Consider the following 25,652-nt stretch of genomic DNA (forward strand, 5'->3'; position numbering starts at 1 on the left):
CGGCTCCGGTTTCGTGCCGAAGCCGCCTCGCGTTCCACGTCCTACGGGTAGCAGGCCGCCTGGCGCAGGCCGGTGTCCTCGGGGTAGCCAAGGGCCACGTTGAAGTTCTGCACGGCCTGTCCGGCCATGCCCTTCACCAGGTTGTCCAGCGCCGCCATCACCGCCACGGAGCGGCCCTTCGTCGCCACGGAGATGTCGCAGAAGTTGCTGCCCGCGACGGCCGCCACGCGCGGCGTGCCCTCCACGATGCGCACGAACTTCGAGCCCTCGTAGTAGCGGCGGTACTTCTCCGTCAGCGACTGCGTCACCACCGCGCCGCCGTGCTCCGGCCACTCGAACTGCACGGTGGCGAAGATGCCGCGCACCATGGGCGCCGAGTGCGGCACGAAGGCCAGCCGGTGCCGCTGGGCACCATGGGCCACCAGCATCACCTCCACCTCCGCCTCGTGCTGGTGCTCCAGCGGCTTGTACGCGCGGAAGTCGTGCGCGCGCGTCGGGTGGTGCGTGCCCTCGCCCGGCAGCGAGCCGGAACCCGACGAGCCCGTGACGCCCGACACCGCCAAAAGCCCCAGCCCCGGCGTGGCCGCGATGGGCAACAGCGCCAGTTGCACCGCCGTCGCGAAGCAGCCCGGGTTGGCGATGCGCTTCGCCGTCTTCACCTGCTCACGCTTCCACTCCGTGAGGCCGTAGGTGAACGTGCCCAGCAGGTCCGGGGACGGGTGCGGCCGGCCGTAGGCGCCCGCGTACCGGCCCGGGTGGTCCAGGCGGAAGTCGGACGACAGGTCCACCAGCAGCATCCGGTCCGTGAGCCCCGCGTCCGCCCACTGCTTCTCCAGCCCGGCGAACTGCGTCGCCAGGTCGCCGTGGCCCAGCGCGCTGAACACCACCGGGCGCTGCGAGTCCGCGAGCCAGCGCCAGTCCGGCTCCGCCTCGAAGCGGCCGTCCACCAGCCCGCGCAGGTGCGGGTGCACCTTGTGGATGGGCGAGCCCGCGTGGTGCCGGGACACCACGCGGATGCCGGCGTTGCCAGGGTGGCCCGCGAGCAGCCGCAGCAGCTCGCCTCCGCCGAAACCGGAGGCCCCCAGGATGTAGATGTGCGCAGGCGACGTCATGACTTCCTCCCCGCACCGAGCTTCGGCGCGAGCTTCTCCACGATGAGATTCCCCAGGGCGTTGGGATCCGCGCGCGCGTTGCGAGCGGGCAGCCCCACCACCTGCTCCACGAAGCGCACGCCCACCGCGTTGTCCGTGGCGGGCCCGGCCACCATGTCCATCTCGATGCCGTACACCTCGCGCAGGTGCCGCACGCCGCCGGCCGCGCCCACCGGGTCGTTCGCGCACAGGATGTACGCGCCGCCCAGCGCCTTGAGCTCCGGGTCCGCCAGGATGGCCTGCACGCCGTACTCGCCCATGATGCCGTCGCCCGTCTCCGCGACGATGACGTCCACCTCCTGGGCCGCCATCTCCGAGAAGACGATGCGCGCCACCTTGGACGCCGTGCGCGCGCCGGTGCACACGACGCCCGCGTCGGTGAAGTCCATCACCACGTCCGCGCCGCTGTCCTGCATGGACAGCGTGTCGCGCATCAGCGACACGCCCGTGAGCTTCGCGCCGCCCACGCGGTAGCCCGCCTGGGAGAGCTTGCGCACCACGACGCTGGCCGCGTACGTCTTGCCCGCGTTCATGCAGGTGCCCACCACGTACACCACGGGGCACGTCACCGCCCGCGACGTGCCCTTGAGCGCGCCGGTGGAGATGTGCGCGTGCTGGCCCGCGCGCGACTGGAACTCCGGGAAGGTGAGGACCTGGCCCAGCACCTCCGCCTCGAACGGCGGCCCCACGCCCGGGTTGTGCGAGGTGCACTTCCCGATGACGCCGCCCATGTTGAGGATGTTGAGCTTGTCGCCCACCGTGACGGACGCGGGCACGACGCCCTCGTAGCCGTGCAGGGCGTTGCGGTGGCCCAGCGCGCCCACGACGATGTCGCCCGCGTGGAGCGTGACGAGCCGGCCGTTCACGTCCTCCAGCTGGTTGTAGACGCTCTTCTCCCCGTGGATGCGCACCGCGATGACGGCGCCCTCTTCGCACTTCACCTCGTCCGTGAGGTGCACGGTGCGCCCCACCTGGAGGTTGCGGGTGACACTTCCGACCTTGTCGACGTGGATCTTCATGTCGTCACTTCGCTTTCTGCGAGAGCATCTGCGCGACGCCGTAGAGCTTGGCGAACCCCGCCGCCTCCGTCCCCGTCCACAACACGTTGGCCTCTCCGTACGTCGCCACCTTCGCGTCCATCAGCGAGTGCGGCGAACGCACGCCTTCCACGACGTGGGCGCGCGGGGTGAGCACCAGCTTCACCTCGCCCGTCACGCGGTCCTGCGAGGAGGCGAGGAACGCCTCCAGGTCCTTCACCAGCGGGTCGAAGAAGTGCCCCTCGTGCAGCAGCGACCCGTACAGGTTGCCCACCGTCTCCTTCCAGAAGAGCTGCTTGCCCGACAGCACCAGCTTCTCCAGCTCGCGGTGCGACGCGATGAGCAGGTGCGCCGCGGGCGCCTCGAAGCCCACGCGGCCCTTGATGCCCAGGATGGTGTCGCCCAGGTGCACGCCCCGGCCAATGCCGTACGGCCTGCCCAGCGCGTTGAGCTTCTCCACCACGTCCACCGCCGACAGCGCCTTGCCGTCGAGCGCCACCGGCACGCCCTTGTCGAAGGAGATGATCAGCGGCAGCGGCTTCAGGTCGGTGGGAATCTCCCCACCGGGGAAGGCCGCTTCCGGCAGGGTGCTCCACGAGTCCAGCGTCTCGCGGCCGCCCACGGACGTGCCCCACATGCCCTCGTTGACGGAGTACGTGCCCGTCTTCGCCGGCAGGTGGAAGCCGCGCTCCGCGAGGAAGGAAATCTCCTGCTGGCGGGAGAGCGCCAGGTCGCGGATGGGCGTGATGAGCTGGAGCTGCGGCGCGAGCGTGCGGAAGGCCACGTCGAAGCGGACCTGATCATTCCCCGCGCCGGTGCTGCCGTGGGCCACGGCCTGCACGCCCAGCTTCTCCGCCATGCGCACGGCCTCCACGGCCTGGCACGCGCGCTCCGCGGAGACGCTCAGCGGGTAGAGCTGGCCGCGCAGCACGTTGCCGGCGATGAGGAAGCGCAGGTAGCCCTGGAACAGGGTGTCGCGCGCGTCCACCGTGTGGTGCGCCACCGCGCCCAGCTTCTGGGACAGGGCCTGGATGCGCTGCAGCTGCTCGGGCGGGAAGCCGCCCGTGTCCACGGTGACGGTGGTGACGTCCCAGCCCTGCTCACGCAGGTACACCGTGCAGAAGGCGGTATCGAGGCCACCGGAGAACGCCAGCACCACGGACTTCTTGCTCATCTTCGGACTCCTGTTGCTGCGAAAGGGGGTGAGGAAGGTTTCAGGGGGCCCAGACGCGTGAAGCGGCCTCGGCCTGCTGGGCATGGGTGCGCGTGAGCCAGTCGCGCGCGTCCGCCAGTTCCTCGCGCGCGGTGGCGAGGCCCAGGTTGCCGGCGCCACCCAGGTGGGTGGCCGTCAGCGCGCCACGGTCCGGCTGGAAGGTGCCTTCGTTGAGCTGACGGCCCACCTCGCGGTACGCGTCGCGGAAGGGCTGGCCCTTCGCCACGAGCGCGTAGGCGTGGTGCGCGGCGTAGAGCGTGTCGTCGCACGCCGCGCGCGCCTTCTCCGCGTTCACCTTCAGCGCGGGCACCAGCCGCGCCAGGACCTCCAGAAGCGCCTTCGCGCTGGTGAGGGCCTGGAGGGTGGGGCGCTTCAGCAACTGGAAGTCACGGTGGTAGCTGGAGGGAAGCCCGCCGGCCACCGCCTCCACCTGGTGCGCAAGGCCGCGCAGCTCGCGGCAGCGGCCCCGGGCCAGCTCCACCACGTCCGGGTTCTTCTTCTGCGGCATGATGGACGAGCCGGTCGTGAAGGCATCCGGCAGGGCCAGGAAGCCGAACTCGTCCATGCTGTAGAGCTGCACGTCCCAAAGCCACTTCTCCAGAGTGCCCGCCACCGAGCACGCCCAGGTGAGCAGCGCTGCTTCATGCCGCCCCCGACTGTCCTGCGCGTCGATGGGGCTGCGTTGAACTCGACTAAAACCGAGCAACCGCGCGACATATTCACGGTCGATGGGCAGCGGCACGCCGAAGCCCGCGGCGGCGCCCAGCGGGCAGCGGTCGAGCCGCCCCCACACGCCCTTCAGCGCCTCCAGCTCCTCCAGCAGCCCTTCGGCGAACGCCATGCCCCACAGGCCGAAGGTGGACGGCATCGCGCGGCGCAGGTGCGTGTAGCCGGGCAGGGGCAGGTCCGCATGCGCCTGCGCGAAGTCGAGGAACGTGCCGGCCAGCTCCGCCGTGCGCGCACCCAGCGCGAGCAGTTCCTCGCGCATGAAGAGGCGCAGGGCGAGCAGCACCTGGTCGTTGCGCGAGCGCGCCAGGTGGATGCGCTTGCCCGCCTCGCCGGTGCGCTCCACGAGCGCGGCCTCCAGCGCGGTGTGGCCGTCCTCCTGCTCCGGGCGGATGGTGAAGCGGCCCGCTCGGGCCTCGTCGTGCAGCGCGTGCAGGGCGCTCACGAGCGACGCGGCGGCGTCAGGCGCGAGCAGCCCCACGTGCGCGAGCATGCGGGCGTGCGCGGCGCTGCCCAGCGCGTCGTGCGGGACGAGCGACAGGTCCACCACCGGGTCATCGCCCACGGTGAAGGCGTGGATGGCCGCGTCCAGCGGCTGGCCCTTGCCCCACAATGTCTCAGCCACGCGACACCTCCCCGGCATAGCCGTGCAGCAGTCGTCGATAGAACGCGAGCCCCGCCTCCAGCTCCGCGCGCGTGAGGTACTCGTTCGCCTGGTGGCTCCGGAGCGTGTCGCCCGGACCCACCTTCACCGCGGGCAGGTCGCCCAGGAACGCCCAGTCGGACGTGGTGCTGGAGCCCACGGTCGCCTGTCCCGACGCCGCCACCGCCGCGCGCACCAGCGGGTGCGACGCGTCCGTGCCCTTGGGCAGGTAGCGCGCGGAGTGCACCACCACCTCGCTCTCCAGCGCACGGCCCACGTCCTCCGCCACCTTCGCGTGGTCCATGCCCGGCGTGGTGCGCAGGTCCACGAAGAACTCGCACCGGTCCGGCACCTGGTTGCGCGCGAGGCCCCCGGACACCTGCGTCACCTGCGCTCGCGCCTCACCCAACAGCGGGTGCGCGGGGAAGCGCAACGCGGACACGGCCTGGATGTCCCGGGCCGCCTTGAGGATGGCGTTGGATTCCGAGCCCAGGCCACCCGTGTGCGCGTGCGCGACGTGGCCGCTCTTGCCGTGCGCCACGCAGCGCAGGAGCAGCATGCCCCGCTGCGCCGTGCAGGGCTTGAGCGACGTGGGCTCTCCCACGATGGCGGCGTCCAGCGGCCCCAGCGCGGGCAACAGTGGCCCCAGCCCCTTGCCGCCCGTCTCCTCCTCGGCGGTGAGCGCGAAGACGCACTCCACACCGGAAGGCGCGCCTTCTTCGAGGAGCGCCTTCGCGGTGAGGAGCATGGCGGTGACGCAGCCCTTGGCGTCGTTGGCGCCCAGGCCGTAGAGCGTGTCGTCCTTCCACACGGCCTCGTGCGGCTCGGTGTTCCACCCGGCGCACGGCTTCACCGTGTCCAGGTGCGAGTTGACGAGCAGGCGCTTCGGCCCGCTGCCCACGCTGAACCACACGTTGTGGCCCTGGCGGTGCACGCGGGCACCCCAGGACTCCGCATGGCCCGCGACGAGGTCCGCGATGCGGGCCTCGTCGCCGGAGACGCTGGGCGTGGCGACCAGCGCGGTGAGCAGCTCGGCGGGGTTCAACCCTTGGCCTCGCCGTGCTTCACCGGGTGCTCGCGCACGACCATGGTGCCGCTGCCCTCGTTGGTGAAGACCTCCTCCAACAGGGCGTCGGACTGCTTGCCGCTCACCAGGTGCACGCTGCCCACGCCGCCCACGAGCGCGTGGCGCATGGCGTGCGCCTTCGGACGCATGCCGCCCGTGAGCCGCCCTTCCGCCTCCAGGGACGCCAGGTCCGACAGCGTGGCCAGCGAGATGAGCGACGACGGGTCGGAGACGTCCTTGAGGAGCCCCGGCACCTCCACCATGAAGAACAGCTTTTCGGCATGCAGCGCCGCCGCCAGGGCCGCCGCCACCGTGTCCGCGTTGGTGTTGTACACGGCGCCGTCCTGGCCACCCGACAGCGGGGCGATGACGGGCACGTAGTCCGCGCTGCGCAGATGCTCCACGACGCGCGTGTCCACGGACTCGATGTCGCCCACGAGGCCGTAGTCCACCATGCGGCCCTGGGTTTCACCGGGCTCCGTCACCAGCACGGGCGGGCGCTTGCGCGCCTTGATGAGGCCCGCGTCCACGCCGGACAGGCCCACCGCGGGCACGCCCGCGGCCTGGAGGTCCGCTAGCAGGTCCGTGTGCAGCTTGCCCGCGAGCACCATCTTCGCCGCGTCCAGCACGGGCGCGGAGGTGATGCGGCGGCCCGCCACCTTCTCGATGGGCAGGTGCAGGGCGTCACAGAGCGAGTCCAGCTCCGGACCGCCGCCGTGCACCACGACGGGGCGGATGGAGAAGGCCCACAGCAGGGCGATCTGCTCGCACGCCGTCTTGCGCGTGCGCGGATCCGTCAGCACGGCGCCGCCCAGCTTCACCACGAAGGTCTTGCTGCGGAACTGCTTCACGTACTTCGCCGCGTTGCGGAGTGCGGCGTACGGGTCGGGAGACAAAGGCACGGTGGACCTCTGGAAATTCAAAAGGGGACGAAGAAGGGTGGGGCGGCGGGCTGTGACGGCTCAGCCGCCGCGCATCCAGGCCAGGAGGGCGCGCTGCACGTGGTAGCGGTTGCCCGCCTCGTCCACGACGCGGCTGCTCGCGTGGTCCAGCACCTCGTCGGCGACCTCCACGTTGCGGCGCACGGGCAGGCAGTGCAGGAACGCCGCGTCCTTCGCGGCCTTCGCCATGTGCCGGCGCGTGGGCATCCAGCCCGAGTACGACGCGAGCAGCGCCGCCACGTCCGTGGGCGTGCTGGCCGTCTGAGCCGTGGGGCCCCAGGACTTGGCGTACACGGCGCGGCTGCCCACCAGCGCCTCGTCCTGGTCGTGCGTGTACGTGATGCTGCCGCCGGTGGCCTTGGCGTACGCCTCGGCTTCCGCGCGCACGGCCGGGTGCAGGTCGAAGCCCGGCGGATGCGCCACGCGCACCTCGCAGCCCGCGGCTGCCGCGGACAAGAGGAACGAGTTGGGAACGGCCTTGGGCAGCGGCTTGATGTGCGGCGCCCAGGTGAGCGTCACCGGCAGCTTCTTCGTGGTGCCGAACGTCTCGCGCAGCGTGAGCGCGTCCGCCAGGCCCTGGCAGGGGTGCTCGCGCGCGGACTCCATGCTCACCACCGGCACGGTGGCCCACTTGCGGAAGGCGTTGATGACGGGGTCGGCCTCGTCCTCCTCGTCACCGCCGCCCTGGGAGAAGGTGCGGATGCCGAGCATGTCCACGAAGCGCGACAGGACGGGCGACGCCTCCTTGATGTGCTCCGCGCGGTCCGCGTTCATCACCGCGCCGGGACGGTCCTCCAGCTTCCACACGCCAGAGCCCACGTCGAGCACGATGGCGTGCCCGCCCGCGCGCAGCATCACCGCCTCGAAGGAGGTGCGCGTGCGCAGCGACGGATTGAAGAACACCATGCCCAGGATCTTCCCGGGGAACAGCGCCCCAGGGTCCTTCTGCTTCCACGCGGCCGCCTGCGAGAGGACCGCCTCGACGCCTTCCGGGCCCAGGTCCTGGATGCGGGTGACATGCTTCATGGGCTTCGTGCTCCCCCGGCCGCGCCGGATGGATGGGGTACTGCTGAATATGCACTCGAATTCATGCATATTCGCTGAGGAGGCGCGGATATTATGCAGAACGGCGCAGCGCGCAAGAACATTCACTGGGATTTTTCATCCGCCTTGCGTGCGTATTCAGCCGCATGCATGGTGAACGTGAATGAACCTGGACGACGCCATCCTTCAGCTCATCTCCCGGCAGGACGTTCCGGATCAGGCGGTGCTCCAGGAGCTGCTGGAGCAGGCGGGGCACGCGCCCAGCCAGTCCACGCTGTCGCGGCGGCTGAAGAAGCTGCACGTGCAGAAGGTGAACGGGCGCTACCAGCGCACGGAGCCGCCGGTGGCGCCGGTGCCGCTCGCGCCGAGCGTCACCATCATCGAGGCGCCACCCAACATGCTGGTGCTGAAGACGGCGCCCGGCTACGCGCAGATCTTCGGGCTGGCGCTGGACCGCGAGGAGGTGGAGGGCCTGGCGGGCACGGTGGCGGGCGACGACACCATCTTCATCGCGGTGAGGGATCCGTCGCTGTTGCAGGACGTGCGCGAAGCGGTGGAGCAGCTCATCCAGCGCGGCCCGTGAACGGGAAGCGGCGCACGAGCTCCCACGGGCCTCCGAGGTAGCGCCAGAGCAGCAGCGCTGGAGCCGTGGACTCGAAGGCGGCCCAGTCCGCGCCCAGCTCCGCGAGCGCGGCCTTCGCTTCCTCGGGAGTGGTCTTGTTCATCAGCGTGACGTGGGGCCGGAAGGGCTGACGGTCCTGCGGCGTGATCCACTCCGCGAACGCGCGGGACAGCTCGCGGTGCACCGGGACCAGTTCCTGGGCCTCCACGTCCACGGCCATGCCGCGTCCCAGGCTTCGCAGCCTTCCGAAGCGCAGCGTGGGGGCGGGACGCTCGGTGACGACCTCGAGCGCGGCCTCCACGGCGTCCTGTTCTGATGCGGGCAGGTGGTGGAAGAGGGAGACGTGCGCGGGGATGACGTTGCGCTCGGGCGGGAAGTAGCGGCGGCGAAGCCCGTCCAGGCGCGCGAAGGTCTCCGGCTCCATCTCGGCGGTGACGAGCAGCGGGGCTTCGGAGGAGGAGGTCATGAGTGCTCGCGCACTCTACGCGACGACCCGCGGCGGCGGCGGGAGGGGCCCCCCGCCGCGCCGTCCGACTCCGCTGGGCTCACTTCTGTGATTCGAGGAAGTTCTTCAGCCAGGTGTTGGAGGCGTTGCGGTACTCCGGAATGCGCGAGCGCTCGGCCGCGGCCAGGGCCTTCTTCACGCCCGCGGCGTCGAGGTCGTGGGTGTAGACCGGGGTGCCGGGCTGCTGGCGCCAGGAGTCGGCGAGGCTGCCCGCGTCGATGCCGTCGAAGCCCAGCTCCTCCACGAGCTTGAGCACCTTCGCGCGGTGCTCGGGCGGGTCTCCCGCGATGGGCAGCGCGACGCGGCCGGGCGTGCCCTTCGGGGTGCCCTTGTCCAGCAGGCTCTGGAAGAAGATGTTGTTGAAGGCCTTGATGACCGGGCGGCCGATGAGCTTCGCGACCCACTCGCTCTCCACCGTGCCGGCTTCGAGCTCCGCGATGTTTCCGTCGCGCACGGGGTAGTAGTTGCCCGTGTCGATGACGACGACGTCCTTCGGCACGTTCGCGAAGAGGCCCTTCGGCAGGTCGGGGACCGCCTTCTGGGGAATGGTCACGACGACGACCTCGCCGGCGTTCGCCGCCTCCTGGACGGTGACGGCCTTCGCGCCCGTCTCCTTCGCCAGGTCGCGCAGGGTGTCCGGCCCGCGGGAGTTCGCGATGGACACCTCATGCCCCAGCTTCGTCCACCTGCGAGCCAGGGTTCCGCCGATCAGCCCCGCGCCAATGATTCCGATCTTCATGTCGTCCTCCGGGTAGTGGGTCCCACGACTTCAAGCGCCGGTCGGATGCACGACCCGCGACCGCGATGCGCGGCCGGGTTGGATTTCCGCGCGAGCACGGCCTACCAGGAGGGGCGCCGGCGCCAACGCCGTGGGTTGGCCGCTGACCGGGGCGCCTTCCAAGCGCAGGGGGCTCTTCCGCATTGCCCGGGCCTTTCGCTAACGTCCTGGATTCACCGGTCCTTTGGGGGCCCGGCCTCGCTGCCATGGCGAACCTTCCATCCGAGCTGGTCGCGGCATTCCGGGGGGCCGCGCGACCCCTGACTCCCGAGGAGGAGGCGGGGCTCGAGCCCGTGCTGACCGCCATCGTGGAGCGCTGCGAGGCGGCGTGGCCGGGCGGGTGGCTTGCTCCCAAGGCGTTCGTCGCGCACCTGGGCCTGCACACGCCCCCGGGCGAGCCCCCCACGCAGGCCCTCGCCGCGCTGCACTGCGAGGACCTGTACCTGGCGCTGGCGGCGGTGGAGGGCCAGCGGGCCGCGCTGGATGCGCTGGACGCGACGGTGCTGGTGCCCGCGGGACGCGCGGTGCGGCGCGTGGAGGACTCGGGGGCCTTCGTGGACGAGGTGCTCCAGCTCACGCGCCTGCGGCTGCTGGTGGAGGAGGGTGGCCGTGCGCCGCGCCTCACGGAGTACGCGGGCCGGGGACCGCTGCGGCGGTGGGCGGAGGCCGTGGCGCTGGGCGTCGCGCTGGCGCTCAAGCGCAGGCCGGAGCGCAGCACGCCGCTGGATGACGCGCTCATCGCGGCGGACCTGGGCGCGGCGGATCCGGAGCTGGAGCACATCCGCCACCGCTACCGTCCCGCCTTCCGCGCTGCCTTCGCGGAGGCCCTGGCCGCGCTCTCCGCGCGGGACCGCAACCTGCTGCGCATGGGGCTGGTGCAGGGCCTGGGCGTGGAGTCGCTGGGCGCGCTGCACCAGGTGCACGCCTCCACGGTGTCGCGGTGGATGGCGAAGGCGCGCGAGGCGCTCCTGGAGAACACGCGGGCGGGCCTGGCCCGGAGGCTCGCGCTCAACACGTCCCAGCTCGACAGCCTGCTGCGCGTCCTCGACGGCAGCCTGGAGCTCAGCCTCGCGTCCCTCTTGAAGAAAGGGTGAGCCCACCCATGTCCGAGTCCTCCGCCCATCTCGTGGAGGTCGAGCTGCTCGACCTCGCGGATGGCATTCCGTCGCAGTCCCTGCGCGAGCGCGCCGAGACCCACCTGGATGCCTGCGCGGTCTGCCGGGAGGCCCTGGCGGACTTCCTGCGGGTGCGCGCCGCTTCCGCGCCCGACGTGCACGCCGCGCCCACGGCCGTGGTGCTGTCGGAGGCGCCGCGCACGCGGGCTTCGAGGACGGGCTATCCGCAGGTGGCGCAGGGCACGCTGCTGGGGCGCTACGTGGTGCTGGAGCGGCTGGGCGCGGGCGGGATGGGCGTCGTCCACGCGGCGTATGATCCGAGCCTCGACCGGCGCATCGGCCTGAAGCTGCTGCGCACGCTGTCCTCGACGGGCGGTGCCGCGGGGCTGACGGAGCAGCTGCTTCGTGAGGCCCAGGCCGCCGCGCGCACCCGCCACCCGCATGTCGTCACGGTGCACGACGTGGGGACGTTCGGGGACGTGGTCTTCATCGCGATGGAGCTGGTGGACGGGGGCACGCTGCGCCAGCACCTGAAGGCGTCCGCGAGGCCGTGGCGCGACGTGGTGCGGTTGTATCTGCAGGCGGGCCGGGGGCTCGCGGCGGCGCACGCGGCGGGCGTGGTGCACCGGGACTTCAAGCCGGACAACGTCCTCGTGGACAAGGAGGGCCGCGCCCGCGTGACGGACTTCGGGCTGGCGCGCCTGGAGTCCACCGAAGGCATGGACGCCCCTTCGCTGGCCTCGGGTGAGGCCGTGCCTCCGGCGGCGGGCCCCGCGCGGGCTCCGGCCGAGGCCGCGTCCCTGAAGAAGGCCCCGCTGGTCACCAGCGTCGCCGGCACTCCCGGATACATCGCGCCGGAGGTGCTCACGGGCGCTCCGGCCGATGCCCGGTCGGATCAGTACGCGTTCTGCGTGTCGCTGTACGAAGGGCTGCACGGCCAGAGGCCCTCCTCCGCCGAAGCGGGCGGCCTCGCGAACCGGAGCAACATCCCTCGCGCCGTGCACGCGCTCATCGTGCGCGGACTGTCGCGTGCGCCCTCGGAGCGCCATCCCTCCATGACGGTCCTGCTCGACGCGTTGGAGCGGGCGGCGTTCCCGCGCACCGGCGCGAAGATGGCGGCGGCGGGCGTGGGCGCGGGCCTGCTCGCCATCGTGGCAGCGTTGGTGGTCGCACGCGGCCCTTCGCCCTGCGCGGAGGACCCTTCGCGCTTCCAGGGCGTCTGGGACGCGGACCGCAAGGCGGCGCTGCTCAAGGCCTTCCAGGCCACGGGCGCACCGGACGCCGTCGCGGCCTACGAGACCACGGCCCGCGCGCTGGATGCCTATGTCTCCGGCTGGAGCGACAGCCGGCGCGATGCGTGCCTCGCCACGCACGAACACGGCACCCAGTCCACCGCGGTGCTGGACCTGCGCACGAACTGCCTGGAGCGCCGCCGCCGGGAGCTGACCTCGCTGACCGAGGTGCTCCTCTCCGCGGACCGGGCGGGCGTCGCAACCGCGCCGGAAGCCGCGCAGGCGTTGAGCCCGCTCTCGCGCTGCGCGGACGTGGAGGCCCTGTCCCAGCCCGTGCCTCCGCCGGAGCGCCCCGAGGTCGCCGCTCGCGTGAAGGCCGCGTACGCGAAGCTGGACGACGCGCGGGCCCGCCTGGGCGCGGACCGGTGGCAGGACGCCGTGGACCGCGTCGCTCCCATCATCAAAGAGGCCGAGGCGCTGGGCTACCAGCCGCTCCTCGGCGAAGCCCTGCTCATCGAAGGCGAAGCCCGCGCCTTCCTGCGCGACGAGGCCGCGGAACCCGCGCTGCGCCGCGCGATGCTCGCGTCCCTGTCCGGGCGCGACGATCTGCGCGCCGCGGAGGCCGCCGTCCATCAGGTCTTCGTCGACGGCGAAGTGACCCAGCGCCCGGAGCAGGCGAAGGCCCACGCCGACGAGGCCCGGGCGCTCCTGGCGCGCTCCGGCGGCAACCCGGAGCTGGAGTCGCAGTTGCTCGTGTACGAAGGCAACTCGCTGGAACAGCAGTCGCGTTCCTCGGAAGCACTGCCGCTCATCCAGCAGGGGCTGGCGCTCCAGGAGCGGCTGCATGGCCGAGACTCACCCCGGCTTGCCCGCGGGCTGCTCACCCTGGCCTCCACCCAGCGGTCCATGGGGCGCAAGGAGGATGCGCTCGCGACCGTCCAGCGCGCCCGGAATATCCTGGAGGCCGCCTACGGCCCGGACCACCCGAAGGTCGCCATCACCCTCAACAACATTGGCGGCACCCTGGTGGAACTGCAGCGCTACCAGGAGGGCCAGGAGGCCTTCCTGGAGGTCCTGCGCCGCTATGAGCGCATCTACGGTCCGGATCACCAGCCCCTGCGCTACGTCGCCGGTCTGCGAGGGAACCTGAGCGCGGCGGCCTACCGCATGGGGCGCTACGACGAGGCCGAGCGCCACATGCACGAGGCCCGGGCCATCTACAACCAGCTGTTCCCCAAGGGCTCCGTCTTCCGCATCCGCACGGGCACCAACCTGTCCCAGATCCTCATGAACCAGAGCCGGATGGCCGAGGCCCAGGCGCTGCTCCAGCAGATGGAGGAGGAGGCGATGGTGGGCCGGGCCGATGGCCGCAAGGACCCCATCTTCGCGGCGCCAGCACGCTGCATGGCGGAGGCCTGGATGCGGCTGGATCAGCCCGCGCGCGCCGTCGCGGAGGCGAAGCGCGCCGTGGCCATCGTGCGGGAGCTGGAGGCGGAGAGCGAACTGGGCGAGGTGCTGCGCGTCCTGACCCTGGCCCTCATCCAGGCGAAGCAGCTCAACGAGGCCCGGGACGCGGCGCGCGAGCTCCTGGCCCTGCACCACAAGCTCGCGGGCGCGGAGGCCCGGCCTCCCATGGAGGTGGCGGAGATGCTGGCCGAACTTGCCCTGGCAAGGGGCGAGGTGGAGCAGGCCCTCCCGTGGGCGGAGCAGGCCCTGGAGGCCTGGAACCAGACGGCGGCCTCCCCCCTGGAGATGGCCAACATCCGCTTCGTCCTGGCCCGCGCGCTGCGCCGCGCCCACCGCGAGCCGGAGCGGGCCCGCGCGCTGGCCGCCGCGGCCCGCGACGCCGTGCTCCCCACCCCCGAGCCCCGGATGCTCAAGCTCTCCGAGCTGGACGCGTTCCTGAGCGCGCCCTGATAGGGTCCCGCCCCCTATGCGAACCCTCGTCGGACTGACCTCTTCGGGCTGGACGGAGAAGGCCCGGTGGGCGTTGGACCACCACCGCGTCACCTACCGCTACCAGGACTACGTCCCCCTCATCCAGGAGCGCTGGCTGCGCAAGCAGGTGGCGCCCGGCGTGAAGCCCTCCGTGCCGCTGCTCGTGGATCCGCCCCAGGCCGCGACGCACGGCTCGTTCGCCATCGCGAAGCGCGCGGAGGAGCTGGGGCAGGGGAGCCCGCTGTTCCCGGCCGCGCACCTGGACGCCATCACCGCGTGGAACGACACCAGCGAAGAGGTGCTGGACCTGGCGCGCGCCTACGCCATGCCGCGCATGCTGACGATCTCCCGCGCCCAGGCGGAGGCCCTGCCGAAGTTCGTCCCCGGCTTCCTGCGCCCGCTGTTCGCGCCCTCCGCGCGCCTGGGCATGCGCTACGTGGTGAAGAAGCACCAGGTGGCGGATGGCACGCCGGAGGTCATCGAGGCCAAGGTCGCCCCCGCCTACGACAAGCTGCGCGCGGCGCTGGGCGGCCGGCCCTACCTGCTGGCGGCGGGCTTCACCTACGCGGACATCACCACCGCGGCGATGCTCGTGCTCCTGGGGCCGCCGGCGGACCGGCACCTGCCCATGGGGCCGGGCACGCGCGAGGTGTGGACCCATCCAGGGCTCGCCGCGCGCTTCCCGGACCTGCTCGCGTGGCGCGACGCGCTCTACGACAAGCACCGCCGCACCTGATGAAGACAACGGGCCGCCTCCCCGTGAGGGAAGGCGGCCCGCCTTGAAGCGAAGCCCCGGTGCGTGAAGCGGACTACGCCGTCTTCTTCACGCCCTTGGAGTTGTCCACCAGCACCTTGGCGAAGGTGAGCCCGTCGGGGCCCGCGTCCGCCTGGATGTGCTCGCCCGGCGCGAACTCGCCGTTGAGCACCTGGAGCGCGAGCGGATCCAGCAGGTACTTCTGCACGGCCCGCTTCAGCGGCCGGGCGCCGTACGTCGGGTCGTAGCCGCGCTCCGCCAGGAGCTCCCGCGCGCTGTCCGTGAGGTCCAGCGTCAGGCGCTTGGCCTGGAGCAGCTTCTGCAGCTTGCCCAGCTGGATGTCGACGATGCGGTAGATGTCCTTCTTGCGCAGCGGCTCGAAGACGACGATCTCGTCCACGCGGTTGAGGAACTCCGGCCGGAAGTGGCCGCGCAGCGCCTCCATCACCTCGCCGCGCGTCTTCTCGTTGAGCGTGTCCGTGCCCGCCATGCCCTCCTGGATGGCCTGCGAGCCGATGTTGGACGTGAGGATGAGCACCGTGTTGCGGAAGTCCACCGTGCGGCCCTGGCTGTCCGTCACCCGGCCTTCGTCCAGGATCTGCAGCAGGATGTTGAACACGTCGTGGTGTGCCTTCTCGATCTCATCGAAGAGCACCACCGTGTACGGCCTGCGGCGCACGGCCTCCGTGAGCTGGCCGCCCTCCTCGTAGCCGACGTAGCCCGGGGGCGCGCCCACGAGCCGCGACACCGCGTGCTTCTCCATGTACTCGGACATGTCGATGCGGACCATGGCCGTGTCGTCGTCGAAGAGGAACTCCGCCAGCGCCTTCGCCGTCTCCGTCTTGCCCACGCCCGTGGGGCCCAGGAAGATGAACGAGCCGATGGGACGGTTCGGGTCCTGCAGCCCGCTGCGCGCGCGGCGCACGGCGTTGGACACGGCTTCAATCGCGCTGCGCTGACCGATGACGCGCTCGGCGAGCCGGTCCTCCATCTTGACCAGCTTCTGCATCTCGCCCTCCATCAGCTTGGAGACCGGGATGCCCGTCCACTTGGCCACGACCGACGCGATGTCCTCGGAGTCCACCTCCTCCTTGAGGAACTTCTGGTGCTTCTGCAGCTCCGCCAGCTTCTCGTTCTGCGCCGTGACTTCCTTCTCCAGGCCCGGGATGACGCCGAACTTCAGCTCGGCGGCGCGGTTCAGGTCGCCCTGGCGCTCGGCGGCGGCCTGGTCGTTGCGCGCCTTCTCCTGCTTCTCCTTGAGCGTGCGCAGCGCCGCGATGGCCTTCTTCTCCTCGTCCCAGTGCGCCTTGAGCGAGTTGAACTTCTCGTTGAGGTTCGCGAGCTCCTTCTCGATGGTGGCCAGGCGCTCGCGCGAGTGCGGGTCCGTCTCCTTGCGCAGGCCCTCGCGCTCGATTTCGAGCTGCGTCACCTTGCGGCGGATGTCGTCGATCTCCGTGGGCATGGAGTCGATCTCGATGCGCAGGCGGCTGGAGGCCTCGTCGACCAGGTCGATGGCCTTGTCCGGCAGGAAGCGGTCCGCGATGTACCGGTGGCTGAGCGTGGCCGCCGCGACGAGCGCGGAGTCCTGGATGCGCACGCCGTGGTGGACCTCGTAGCGCTCCTTGAGGCCACGCAGGATGCTGATGGTGTCGTGCACCGTGGGCTCGCCCACGAACACCGGCTGGAAGCGGCGCTCCAGCGCGGCGTCCTTCTCGATGTGCTTGCGGTACTCATCCAGCGTCGTCGCGCCAATGCAGTGCAGCTCGCCGCGCGCGAGCGCCGGCTTGAGCATGTTGCCCGCGTCCATGGCGCCTTCCGCCTTCCCGGCGCCCACGAGCGTGTGCATCTCGTCGATGAAGAGGATGATTTCGCCGGCCGCGTCCGCGACCTCCTTGAGGACCGCCTTGAGGCGCTCCTCGAACTCGCCGCGGTACTTCGCGCCGGCCACCATCGCCCCCAGGTCCAGGGTGATGAGGCGCTTGTTCTTCAGGCCCTCCGGCACGTCGCCGTCCACGATGCGGCGCGCGAGCCCTTCGGCGATGGCCGTCTTGCCCACGCCCGGCTCACCGATGAGGACGGGGTTGTTCTTGGTGCGGCGGCTGAGCACTTGGATGCAGCGGCGGATCTCCTCGTCGCGTCCGATGACGGGGTCCAGCTTGCCGCTGCGCGCGGCCTCCGTGAGGTCGCGGCCGTACTTCTCCAGCGCCTGGTAGGTGGACTCCGCGTCGGCGCTCGTCACGCGCGCGGAACCGCGGACCTCCTTGAGGCCCGCCTGCACGCGCTCGCGCGTCACGCCGGAGGACTTCATGGCCTCGCCGACGGCGCCCTTGTCCTGGGTCAGCGCGAGCAGCAGGTGCTCGGAGGACGTGAAGTCGTCCTTCAGCGCCTTGGCCTCGTCCTCCGCCTTGTCGAAGGTCTTCATCAGGCGCTGGCTGAGCATGGCGCTCTCGCCGCCCTGGATGCGCGGGAGCTTCTGGAGCGCTTCGCCCAGCCGGCCCGCGAACAGCTTCACGTCCACGCCAATCTTGCGCAGCAGGGGGTCGACGATGCCGTCCTTCTGCCCCAGCAGCGCCGTGGCCAGGTGCTCCGGCTCGTAGTGGGGATTGTCGGCCCGGCGGGCCAGGGACTGACCCTCCTGGATCGCCTCCTGCGCCTTCACCGTGTATTTGTCGAGTCGCATGAACTCAACGTAAGGGCCAGGGACCCCTTGGCAAGGCGACACTGCCGGTGCGCCCTGCGATTTCCCCGGAATACTTTGAGCCGCTGGAAGCAGCCGGGAAAGCGTGGAGGCGAAGTTGCCAGGGGGTAGGGGGGTCGGTTATAGGCGGCGCCCATCCTTGGGGGCTTCACTCTGGACGCACACGGCGGCTATCTCGTTCGACTCGACACCTTTTCCGGGTTGGCGCTGGTGCGTCTGGCCCGGGAGGCCCTGTCGATGGACAGCGTCCCGGCCGCCACGGCGCTGCGCGTCACCATCAACCGCCGCCGCAAGGTGGTGCGCTTGGCCTTCCTGGGGCCCTTCTCCCAGGGCCGGCAGGGCGCCCACTGGTACGCCGCCCACCACGCCCTGGCCCGCCTGCTGTCCGCCGCCGCCAACGCCACCGTGCACGCCTACGTGTACGACGCCGACGAGGGCGAGGAAGTCATCGCCTACGGCAATGGCCGCCGGGTGGGTGGGGAGAAGGTGGTGTACGAGGACGCCGAGCTGCCGTGCCCCCTGGAGGAGCTGGATGACGCGGCGTTCGCCCGGCTCCAGTCCCGCTGGCCCATGGGGCACCTGGCCTACGTCTACGGGCTGACCCGGGACGAGCTCTTGCGCATCCCCAAGGCCCCGCTGGCCCGCGTGCTGCCCCTGGAGGGCACGGCCGCCGGCTCCGAAGCGGACGCGATGGCCGCCCTGGAAGCGCTGCTCCTGGGGCCGGCGCAGCCCCGAGCCGAGTCGGACGTCGGCTGACGCAGGCGGGACGGCTGCTTTCGCCGCGCTGCGTCAGTCCCGTGCGACGACTTCAGGGGTCTTCGGTGGGCCCGTCGAGCGTGTGGATGGCCTCGCGCACGCCCTCGCTGCGGAAGTACTGGGCAATCAGGGCGAAGCCGCCGGCGACGAGCACCGTGGGCAGCACCGCGCTGAGGGTCATCAGGGAGGGCACGAGCGCGTAGAGCTGCTGCGCGGCGGCCGGGTCCTGGAACTCCGGCAGGCCCTTGAGCCCCTGCACCATGGCCTGGCTGGTGTGCCGGGCCACGACGGTCCACTGGGCCCCGTCGATGGTGCGCATCAGCGCGGCGAAGATGCCCGCGCCGCCCAACAGCTGCCGGAAGCCGTCCCGGGGCATGCCCTCCGGGGAGCGCAGCATGCGGCTGGAGGCGAAGAAGAGCAGGGTGCAGGCCACCGTCAGGCCGGTCAGCACCAGGGCGCGGGACTCGCGCATGGGGGAGAGCGCGGACAGCTGCGCCTCCATGATGGCCTGGGTGACGGCGGGGTCCTTGCCCAGCAGGGACAGGGTGGGGGTGTGCTCCCGCTGCGCTTCGCGGTGGGCCTCGAAGTTCATCATGACGGAGGCCTCGCTGCAGGCGAGGAACCCCGTCAGGGTGGAGAGCGCCAGGCACAGCGCGGCGGCGATGCGGACGCCCCGGGGCAGCGCCCCCGGGCGGGTGACTTCAGGAGGCTTCACTTCCGGCTCGCCTCCACGTAGCGCAGGCGCAGGTCGGACAGGAGGTTGTCCACGAGCTTCTCCTCCTCGGCGGTGAGGTTGCCGCGCGTCTTCTCGCGGAGCATCGCCAGGAGGTCCAGGTTCTGCCGGGCCGAGGGCAGGTCCTTCTCCATGCGGCCCGTCTCCGGGTTCGGCGCGCCCCCCAGGTGGATGAGGACGGCGGAACCCAGCCCGACGACGAAGGTGCTGAACGACAGGGACTCCTCGGAGGCGGGGCTCGCTTCCCCCGTCATCACGAAGGTCTCACCCCGCTTCTCCGAAGGGCTCATTCGGACGCCTTGTCCTCGTCGTCGGCCGACTCGTCGGCGTCGTCCTCGTCGGAGGCGTCGTCGTCCGTGTCGTCCTCGTCCTCGTCATCGAAGTCGTCGTCGAGGTCGCCATCCATCAGCGTCTCGATGGGGACGGCCTTGTCAGCCACGTCCGGCAGCTCCTCGAGGTGCTTCTTGTACGCGTCCTCGTCCACCTGGCCGCTGCGCTGGTAGCGCTCGGCGGTGCGCTTGTCGAGGTGCTTCGGGTTGATGCCTTCGGCCATGATTCAAATCCTCGGAATTGCTTGGAAAACAGCGCGGCACCTTATAGCAGGAGGGACGCCTGTCAACGCCGCTGTCCCCAGGCCCGGAATCCGATGAACGTCTCGCCCCGCCCCCCGCTTCCCCAAGGCCCGTACCTGTTGGTCGACGACAGCGTCCGTCCGGAGCTGTCCCTGGTGGACAAGGCCACGTGCCTGCTCGCTGGCGGCGCCCGCGTCCTCCAGCTGCGCATGAAGCGCACCCCGCCCCGGGAGGCGCTGGCCGCGGCCCGGGCGGTGGTGGCCCGCTGCCGGGAGGCGGGCGCGGTGTGCCTCCTCAACGACCGGGTGGACCTGGCGCTCCTGTCGGACGCGCACGGGGTGCACGTGGGGGACGAGGACCTGCCCCCGGAGGCCGCGCGGGAGCTCTTGGGCCCGGGCCGGTACGTGGGCGTCACGGCGCGGGGGACGGAAGGGGCCCGGACGGCGCTGGCGGCGGGGGCGGACTACGTGGGCGTGGGGCCGCTCTTCGGCACCACCACGAAGGTGGTGCAGGCGCCGGTGCTGGGGCTGGAGGCCTTCCGGCGGGTGGTGGCGGAGAGCCCGCTGCCGGTGGTGGGCATTGGCGGGGTGGGCCTGGCGAACATCGCCCAGGTGGCGGCGACGGGGGCGCACGGCGCGGCCGTGGTGTCCGACGTCCTGCTCGCCCAGGACATCGCCGAGCGGGTGCGCCAGCTCTCCGCCGCGTTTGACAGCGCGCGGGGGACTGGCCTCTAACCGGGAGCCAGCGCCCCCACCATGAACCATCCACCACCGCGTCATCACGGGACGACCCCGCGTCGTCCCAACATCGGCCTGAGCCCGGACTGGGTCCAGCCGGCCGACTCCGCCTTCCCCCGCTACGAGCTGAAGGTGCCCTACGCGGAGGCGGTGCTGCGCGCGGGGGGCCTGCCCTTCGTGCTGCCGTACACCGACGACGCGTCCTGCGTGGACGCCTACCTGGAGCGGGTGTCCGGGCTGGTGGTGACGGGCGGCGCGTTCGACATCCCCCCGTCCGCGTACGGCGAGGAGGCCCGTGAAGGGATGGGCCCGCTGAAGGAGGGCCGCACGGCCTTCGAGGCGCAGCTCATCCGCGGCGCGCTCAAGCGCAACCTGCCGGTGCTGGGCGTCTGCGGCGGCATGCAGCTCTTGGCCGTGGTGCTGGGCGGCACGCTGTTCCAGGACATCCTGCGCGAGGTGCCGGGCGCGCGCGACCACGAGCAGAAGCACGACCGCACCCAGCCGCAGCACCCGGTGGAGGTGAAGAACGGCACGCTCCTGGCGGAGGCCGTGGGGCACGGGCAGCTGATGGTGAACTCCACGCACCACCAGGCGGTGAGCAAGCCGGGCACGGACGTGACGGTGAGCGCGGTGTCGCCGGACGGCGTGGTGGAGGCCATCGAGTCCACCGCGCACGCGTTCGCGCTGGGCGTGCAGTGGCACCCGGAGCTGATGCTGGGGACCATCCCGGTGCACCTGGGCGTCTACAAGTCGCTGGTGCAGAAGGCGCGAGAGCACCGCCGGTGAGGCCTCGCGTCCTGCTCCTGGCGGGACTGGAGCCCACGGGCCGGGCCGGGCTGCTCGCGGACGTGGCCGCGGTGCGCGCGCGGGGCGGCGACGCGGTGGCGGTGCCCACGGCCCAGACGGCGCAGGGCGCGCACACGTTCGCGGTGGTGCCTGCCTCTCCGCGCATGCTGGCCGCGCAGGTGACGGCCGCGCGCGAGTGGGGCCCCCTGCATGCGGTGAAGTGGGGCGTGGTGCCCGGGCCGTCGCAGCTGGCCACCGCGAAGGCGGCGCTCAAGGACTCGGACGTGTGGTGGGTGGTGGATCCGGTGGTGCGCTCGTCGCGGGGGCAGGTGCTGTCGAGGCTGACGGCCCGGCACTACCTGGCGCTGGCGGGCCCGCGCGTGCTGGTGACGCCGAACCTGGAGGAGGCCGCGTGGCTGCTGGGCCGGCCCGCGCTGGGCACGGTGGAGGACGCCCAGGAGGCCGCGGAGGCGCTGTGCCAGCGCGGCTTCGGCGCGGTGCTGGTGAAGGGCGGGCACCTGCCGGAAGGGCAGGGCCTGGCGGACGTGCTCGCGTCCGCCGGCCGCACCGTGGTGATGCGGGGACGGAGGCTGAAGCGGCCCCCTGAGCGCCGGGGCACCGGCTGCCGGCTGGCGTCCGCGCTGGCCGCGGAGCTGGGCCGGGGCACAGGCCCGGAAGCCGCGGTGCGAGCGGCCCGCGAGCATGTCACGGGCTACCTGCGCACCGGCCGGGACTGACGCGCGGCCATCGCCTCCGGCAGAGCGTGCGGCTCGGCGCCGCGCACGAGCCGGGACTGACGCGCGGCCACCGCTCCCGGTAGGGCGTGTGGCTCGGCGCCGCGCGCACCGGCCGGGACTGACGCGTGGCCATCGCCTCCGGCAGAGCGTGCGGCTCGGCGCCGCGCACCGGCCGGGACTGACGCGCGGCCATCGCCTCCGGCAGAGCGTGCGGCTCGGCGCCGCGCACGAGCCGGGACTGACGCGTGGCCACCGCTCCCGGTAGGGCGTGTGGCTCGGCGCCGCGCGCACCGGCCGGGACTGACGCGCGGCCACCACTTCGGCAGGGCGTGCGGCTCGGCGCCGCGCGCACGGGCCGGGACCGACGCGAGCGGACCGGCTTCGGTCCGGGCAGACGGCGCTGGGCTCGGAGCCCCTGCGCGCGGATCAGGACCGGCGCGGCTACTCGGTCCGGGCGCGGCTTTCGAAGCGCGTGTACTCCGCGAGGAACACCAGGTCGATGGAGCCGATGGGGCCGTTACGCTGCTTGGCGACGATGAGCTCCACGGGGATGACCGTGCTGCTCTGGCCCCCGCCACCACCGCCACCGCCACCTCCACCGCCTCCTCCGCCCTCGCCGCCTTCCTCTTCCGTCTCGCGGTGGATGAACATCACCACGTCGGCGTCCTGCTCGATGGAGCCGGACTCACGCAGGTCCGACAGCATGGGCTTGCCGCCCTTGCGCTCCTCCACCTTACGGCTGAGCTGGCTGAGCGCGATGATGGGCACTTCCAGCTCCTTGGCCAGTTGCTTGAGCGCGCGGGAGATTTCCGCCACTTCCAGCTGGCGGCTCTCCACCTTGCCCTTCTGGTGCATCAGCTGGAGGTAGTCGATGACGAGCAGCGACAGGCGCGGGTCCTTCTGCTTCACACGCCGCGCCTTCGCGCGCAGGTCGAACGGGGACAGACCGCCCGAGTCGTCGATGTAGATGGGCGCGTTGTAGAGCGCGCCCGCCATCTCCTGGAACTTCTCCTCGTCGTGCGGGGACAGCCGGCCGCCACGCAGCTTCTTCATGTCCACGCGCGCGGTGGACGCGAGCAGACGCATGAGCAGCTGATCCGCGGGCATTTCCAGGCTGAAGATGCCGACGGCCTTGTTCTCCTTCAGCGCCGCGTGCACCGCGATGTTCATGGCGAAGGACGTCTTGCCCACGCCGGGACGCGCCGCGAGGATGATGAGCTCACCGGCGTGCAGCCCCGTCAGCTGGTTGTCCAGGTCGATGTAGCCCGTGGACAGGCCCGTCACGCCCGTCGCCGCGGTCTTCATCTTGTCCAGCAGGTCGAGCGTCTGCTCCATCAGCTCGCTGACCGGACGCAGGTCGCCTTCGCGCTTCTTCTCCGCGAGGAGGAAGACCTTGCGCTCGGCCTCATCGAGCAGGACGTCCAGCTCGCCCGTCTCCTGGCTGGCGAGTTCCTGGATCTCCCGGCCCGCGTTGGCCAGGCGCCGGCGCAGCGCCTGGTCCTTGACGATGTGGGCGTACTGCACGGCGTTGGCCGCCAGCGGGACGACCTGGTCCAGGCCCATCAGGTACGCGGGGCCGCCCACCGCCACGAGCTGGCCGAGGACCTTGAGCTCCTCCGCGAGCGTCAGGTGGTCCACCTGCTTGCTCTGCTGATCCAGCCGCATCATCGCGGCGAAGATCTGCGCGTGCGAAGGGCTGGCGAAGTCGTCCGCGTGGACGACCTCCGCCACGGGCGTGATGAGCCCGTTGTCCGCCAGCACGGCGCCCAGCACCGCACGCTCCGCGGCGAGATCCTCGTGGACCCGCCGTCCTTCCCTACCGTCCAGGACGTTCTGCATGGCTGCTTGGAACCTCTACAGGCAGCGTCTGACACGTTCCAGCGGACGTCCAGTTTCCTGGCAACAGACCTGTAGCACCCGGTAGGTCCTGGGGAGACGCCCTGACGCACCGTGACACCCGCGCCCCGTCTCCGGGTGAACCGACCCGGCGCGTCGGGCTATTCGGCGGCGCCCCACTGCTGGAGGAAGGCCTCCCGGTAGGTGCGACTGAGGATCACCGTGGAGCCGTCCTTGAGGACGAGGATGCCGTCCCCGTGCGTCCACGGCTCCAGACGGGCCACGGCCTCCAGGTTCACCAGGTCGCTGCGGTGCACGCGCACGAAGCGGGTGGGGTCCAGGCGCTCCTCCAGGGCGCGCAGCGTCTGGCGCACCAGGTGTTCGCCCTGGGCGGTGTACAGCCGCACGTACTTGTCCTCCGAGGACAGGCGCCACACGGTGTCCAGGCGCAGCGGGACCCAGCCCTCGCCCACCTTCACCACCAGCCGCTCCAGGGGGCGCTCCGGGCGGGCGCGGGCCACCGTGGCGAGCAGGGCGTCCAGCGCGGCCGTGCTTTGCGTGCCCGCGCTCAGGAGCGCATGGGCCTTGTCGAGTGCCCGGGAGAAGCGGCCGGCGTCGTAGGGCTTGAGGAGGTAGTCCGCCGCGTGGGCCTCGAAGGCCTGGAGCGCGAAGCGCTCATACGCGGTGGAGAAGATGACGGCGGGGCAGGCGTCCGGCCCGAGCGCCTCCAGGACCTCGAAGCCGGTGAGGCCGGGCATCTGCACGTCGAGCACCACCAGGTCCGGCCGCAGCGCCTCGATGCGCGCCAGCGCCTCCGTCCCGTCCGAGGCCTCGCCCACGCAGGTGAAGCGCGCGTCGGCCTCCAGCAGGCGCTTCACCTTCGCGCGCGCGGGCGCCTCGTCGTCCACCACCAGCACGCGGAACACCGTCATGACGTGGCCTCCCTTCGGGGCAGCCACACCGTCACGCGCGCGCCGCCCTCCGGTCCCGCGCCGCGCTCCAACCGTGCCCGGTCACCGTGCAGGAGCGTGAGCACGCGCTCCAGCTGCGTCAGCCCCACGCCGGGTCCGGAGGCAGGGGAGGGCGCTCCGAAGCCTCGCCCGGTGTCCTCCACCTCCAGCGCCCAGCGGTCGGCCTCGGCGCGCGCGCGGATGCGGACCTCCAGCGTCCCCACCCGGTCCTGGTTGTGCTTCACCGCGTTCTCCACCAGCGTCTGCAGCGCGAAGCACGGCACCCGCTGGGACTCCAGGCCCGGCGCCACGTCCCAGCGCACCTCCAGCCGGTCGCCGAAGCGCGCCGCGAGCAGCGCGACGAAGCGCTCGGTGTGCCCTCGCTCCTCGGCCAGCGTCCAGGTGGGCTCGGTGCGCTCCAGGCTCGCACGCAGCAACTGGCCCAGGTCGCTCAACAGCCGGTCCGTGCGCGACAGGTCCTCGTACATCACCGACCCGATGGTGTGCAGCGCGTTGAAGAGGAAGTGCGGGTGCAACTGGCCCGTGAGCGCCTGGAGCTGCGCGGCCCGCAGTTCACCCTCCAGCTCCGCGGACCGCAGCGCTCGCGCCTGCCGCTCCCGCCACTCGTACACGAGCGAGATGACCGCGCAGCCCAGGCCATAGGAGATGAGGTCCTTCTGGGCCTCCATCGGCAGCGCGTAGACGGGAGGCCCCAGGTCGTACGTCCCCAGCTCCAGCAGCGCGTAGACCACGTGCCGCGTTCCCGCCATCCCCGCGATGTGCAGCGACGTGAAGAGGAGGAACGCCGCGGCGTGGATGCCCAGGAAGCGCGTCCAGCCCGCGCGCGGCGACGGCGCGTTGAGCACCGCCGTCATCAGGATGGGCAGGAGCACCGTGACGACCAGCGCGCTCGTCACCTCCCAGATGAAGGCCGGCGCCCAGTGGCCGGGATGCCGCTGCATGAGCTGCGTCAGCCGCACCGCGCTGCCCTGCCACAGCCCCAGGGCCAGCCCGAACGCCAGGAGCTTGAGCGCCGTGCGCAGCCGCAGCGGGGGCCAGCGCCACGGCCTGGCAGGCATCTG

The 25,652-nt window shown here is 71.7% G+C and carries 24 protein-coding genes; 8 read left to right on the top strand and 16 right to left on the bottom strand.

From position 1 onward, the window contains the following. Positions 1-41: 41 nt before the first annotated feature. The 7 genes from argC to JYK02_RS06260 are packed head-to-tail and all read right to left on the bottom strand — an operon-like array spanning position 42 to position 7,803. Entirely contained in the window at positions 42-1,112 is a 1,071-nt protein-coding gene (argC, locus tag JYK02_RS06230) for an N-acetyl-gamma-glutamyl-phosphate reductase (RefSeq protein ID WP_207049468.1), read from the bottom strand. Next, complete coding sequence (locus tag JYK02_RS06235) at positions 1,109-2,170, bottom strand: DUF1611 domain-containing protein (RefSeq protein WP_207049471.1); 1,062 nt, start codon at positions 2,168-2,170, stop codon at positions 1,109-1,111. Before JYK02_RS06235 ends, argC begins: the two co-directional genes overlap by 4 nt. A 4-nt stretch (positions 2,171-2,174) precedes the next feature. Then, the gene (gene argG, locus JYK02_RS06240) at positions 2,175-3,362 is read right to left on the bottom strand and encodes an argininosuccinate synthase (RefSeq protein WP_207049473.1); all 1,188 of its coding nucleotides are present in this window, start codon (positions 3,360-3,362) and stop codon (positions 2,175-2,177) included. 40 nt (positions 3,363-3,402) lie between these two features. After that, entirely contained in the window at positions 3,403-4,752 is a 1,350-nt protein-coding gene (gene argH / locus JYK02_RS06245) for an argininosuccinate lyase (RefSeq protein ID WP_207049475.1), read from the bottom strand. Continuing rightward, on the bottom strand, positions 4,745-5,815 hold the full coding sequence (locus tag JYK02_RS06250; protein ID WP_207049481.1) for a M20/M25/M40 family metallo-hydrolase: 1,071 nt from the start codon (positions 5,813-5,815) through the stop codon (positions 4,745-4,747). Before JYK02_RS06250 ends, argH begins: the two co-directional genes overlap by 8 nt. After that, on the bottom strand, positions 5,812-6,738 hold the full coding sequence (gene argB, locus JYK02_RS06255) for an acetylglutamate kinase (protein WP_120563997.1): 927 nt from the start codon (positions 6,736-6,738) through the stop codon (positions 5,812-5,814). Before argB ends, JYK02_RS06250 begins: the two co-directional genes overlap by 4 nt. 60 nt (positions 6,739-6,798) lie before the next feature. Then, the gene (locus JYK02_RS06260) at positions 6,799-7,803 is read right to left on the bottom strand and encodes an N-acetylornithine carbamoyltransferase (protein ID WP_120525612.1); all 1,005 of its coding nucleotides are present in this window, start codon (positions 7,801-7,803) and stop codon (positions 6,799-6,801) included. Between the two features lie 181 nt (positions 7,804-7,984). Here JYK02_RS06260 and JYK02_RS06265 point away from each other — a divergent pair, with 181 nt between their 5' ends. After that, positions 7,985-8,404 carry an arginine repressor gene (locus JYK02_RS06265; RefSeq protein WP_207049482.1) on the top strand — a complete coding sequence of 140 codons (420 nt, stop codon included), beginning with the start codon at positions 7,985-7,987 and terminating at the stop codon, positions 8,402-8,404. On the opposite strand, the gene JYK02_RS06270 is transcribed toward JYK02_RS06265, so the two are convergent. Together JYK02_RS06270 and JYK02_RS06275 are read right to left on the bottom strand one after the other, a co-directional pair. Continuing rightward, positions 8,385-8,909 carry a 2'-5' RNA ligase family protein gene (locus tag JYK02_RS06270; RefSeq protein WP_207049483.1) on the bottom strand — a complete coding sequence of 175 codons (525 nt, stop codon included), beginning with the start codon at positions 8,907-8,909 and terminating at the stop codon, positions 8,385-8,387. The genes JYK02_RS06265 and JYK02_RS06270 overlap by 20 nt on opposite strands. A gap of 79 nt (positions 8,910-8,988) precedes the next feature. Further along, positions 8,989-9,687 carry an NADPH-dependent F420 reductase gene (locus JYK02_RS06275; RefSeq protein WP_207049484.1) on the bottom strand — a complete coding sequence of 233 codons (699 nt, stop codon included), beginning with the start codon at positions 9,685-9,687 and terminating at the stop codon, positions 8,989-8,991. A gap of 332 nt (positions 9,688-10,019) precedes the next feature. On the opposite strand from JYK02_RS06275, the gene JYK02_RS06280 reads away from it, so the two are divergent. From JYK02_RS06280 to JYK02_RS06290, 3 genes are read left to right on the top strand one after another with little or no spacing between them, the layout of a single operon-like run. Beyond that, positions 10,020-10,820, top strand: a complete 801-nt coding sequence (locus JYK02_RS06280) for a hypothetical protein (protein ID WP_207049489.1) — start codon at positions 10,020-10,022, stop codon at positions 10,818-10,820. Between the two features lie 8 nt (positions 10,821-10,828). Next, positions 10,829-13,990 (top strand): serine/threonine-protein kinase, encoded by a 3,162-nt coding sequence (locus tag JYK02_RS06285; protein ID WP_207049497.1) that lies wholly within the window; start codon positions 10,829-10,831, stop codon positions 13,988-13,990. Positions 13,991-14,006: 16 nt separating this feature from the next. Beyond that, complete coding sequence (locus JYK02_RS06290) at positions 14,007-14,747, top strand: glutathione S-transferase C-terminal domain-containing protein (RefSeq protein WP_207049499.1); 741 nt, start codon at positions 14,007-14,009, stop codon at positions 14,745-14,747. Between the two features lie 73 nt (positions 14,748-14,820). On the opposite strand, the gene clpB is transcribed toward JYK02_RS06290, so the two are convergent. Further along, complete coding sequence (gene clpB, locus JYK02_RS06295; protein ID WP_207049516.1) at positions 14,821-17,445, bottom strand: ATP-dependent chaperone ClpB; 2,625 nt, start codon at positions 17,443-17,445, stop codon at positions 14,821-14,823. Positions 17,446-17,700: 255 nt separating this feature from the next. On the opposite strand from clpB, the gene JYK02_RS06300 reads away from it, so the two are divergent. Continuing rightward, positions 17,701-18,219 (top strand): hypothetical protein, encoded by a 519-nt coding sequence (locus JYK02_RS06300; protein ID WP_207049518.1) that lies wholly within the window; start codon positions 17,701-17,703, stop codon positions 18,217-18,219. Positions 18,220-18,271: 52 nt separating this feature from the next. On the opposite strand, the gene JYK02_RS06305 is transcribed toward JYK02_RS06300, so the two are convergent. From JYK02_RS06305 to JYK02_RS06315, 3 genes are read right to left on the bottom strand one after another with little or no spacing between them, the layout of a single operon-like run. Beyond that, on the bottom strand, positions 18,272-18,934 hold the full coding sequence (locus JYK02_RS06305) for a hypothetical protein (RefSeq protein ID WP_207049527.1): 663 nt from the start codon (positions 18,932-18,934) through the stop codon (positions 18,272-18,274). After that, positions 18,931-19,242 (bottom strand): DUF1844 domain-containing protein, encoded by a 312-nt coding sequence (locus JYK02_RS06310; protein WP_207049529.1) that lies wholly within the window; start codon positions 19,240-19,242, stop codon positions 18,931-18,933. The genes JYK02_RS06305 and JYK02_RS06310 overlap by 4 nt, the downstream gene beginning before the upstream one ends. Beyond that, positions 19,239-19,505, bottom strand: coding sequence for a hypothetical protein (locus JYK02_RS06315; RefSeq protein ID WP_207049531.1), 267 nt, complete (start codon positions 19,503-19,505; stop codon positions 19,239-19,241). Before JYK02_RS06315 ends, JYK02_RS06310 begins: the two co-directional genes overlap by 4 nt. A gap of 93 nt (positions 19,506-19,598) precedes the next feature. On the opposite strand from JYK02_RS06315, the gene thiE reads away from it, so the two are divergent. The 3 genes from thiE to thiD are packed head-to-tail and all read left to right on the top strand — an operon-like array spanning position 19,599 to position 21,784. Continuing rightward, complete coding sequence (thiE, locus tag JYK02_RS06320; protein WP_207049532.1) at positions 19,599-20,258, top strand: thiamine phosphate synthase; 660 nt, start codon at positions 19,599-19,601, stop codon at positions 20,256-20,258. 21 nt (positions 20,259-20,279) lie between these two features. Continuing rightward, entirely contained in the window at positions 20,280-21,047 is a 768-nt protein-coding gene (locus JYK02_RS06325) for a gamma-glutamyl-gamma-aminobutyrate hydrolase family protein (RefSeq protein WP_207049540.1), read from the top strand. Next, complete coding sequence (gene thiD, locus JYK02_RS06330) at positions 21,044-21,784, top strand: bifunctional hydroxymethylpyrimidine kinase/phosphomethylpyrimidine kinase (protein WP_207049550.1); 741 nt, start codon at positions 21,044-21,046, stop codon at positions 21,782-21,784. The genes JYK02_RS06325 and thiD overlap by 4 nt, the downstream gene beginning before the upstream one ends. A gap of 441 nt (positions 21,785-22,225) precedes the next feature. On the opposite strand, the gene dnaB is transcribed toward thiD, so the two are convergent. The 3 genes from dnaB to JYK02_RS06345 all read right to left on the bottom strand — a co-directional run bounded on the left by dnaB (position 22,226) and on the right by JYK02_RS06345 (position 25,649). After that, positions 22,226-23,623 (bottom strand): replicative DNA helicase, encoded by a 1,398-nt coding sequence (gene dnaB, locus JYK02_RS06335; protein WP_207049553.1) that lies wholly within the window; start codon positions 23,621-23,623, stop codon positions 22,226-22,228. 158 nt (positions 23,624-23,781) lie between these two features. Then, positions 23,782-24,552: a LytR/AlgR family response regulator transcription factor gene (locus tag JYK02_RS06340; protein ID WP_207049555.1), complete on the bottom strand. Its 771-nt coding sequence runs from the start codon at positions 24,550-24,552 to the stop codon at positions 23,782-23,784. Further along, positions 24,549-25,649, bottom strand: coding sequence for a sensor histidine kinase (locus tag JYK02_RS06345; protein ID WP_207049564.1), 1,101 nt, complete (start codon positions 25,647-25,649; stop codon positions 24,549-24,551). Before JYK02_RS06345 ends, JYK02_RS06340 begins: the two co-directional genes overlap by 4 nt. Positions 25,650-25,652: the final 3 nt, after the last annotated feature.

Source organism: Corallococcus macrosporus (genome assembly GCF_017302985.1).
Taxonomy (GTDB): domain Bacteria; phylum Myxococcota; class Myxococcia; order Myxococcales; family Myxococcaceae; genus Corallococcus; species Corallococcus macrosporus_A.